Origin of the sequence: Tritonibacter sp. SIMBA_163, assembly GCF_046535935.1 — a bacterium.
Classification (GTDB): Bacteria; Pseudomonadota; Alphaproteobacteria; order Rhodobacterales; family Rhodobacteraceae; genus Epibacterium; species Epibacterium scottomollicae.
The window spans coordinates 1-262 of sequence record NZ_JAWJBP010000666.1 but is presented as its reverse complement, the minus strand read 5'-3'; the positions used below and the strand labels follow the sequence as shown (position 1 = coordinate 262).

Here is a 262-nt window from a genome sequence, read left to right as displayed (position 1 = left end):
CAGTAAAAATTAAAAAATCTATTTCAGTAGCCTCTTCAAAAAAGTAATCATTGAACTTGTTTAAACATATTTCAAATAGTTCTTCTTTTTCATTTTCGGGAATTAAATCATACTTTAACATTCCTATAATTACTTTGTATGAATCCTTTGAGTACAATATTAAATATTTTCTCCCTAGTGATCTTATTACCGCTGGCTCTTCTATATACTGTAATATATTTACATCTTTATGCAATAAAGCTCCTAATAACATTGTATTTTC

General features: G+C 25.6%; 1 protein-coding gene. It reads right to left on the bottom strand.

Annotation, left to right across the window (positions count from 1 at the left end; all coding sequences use genetic code 11):
* On the bottom strand, nt 1-262 hold a 262-nt coding region (locus R0J92_RS23970; protein WP_411053519.1), incomplete at both ends, for a hypothetical protein.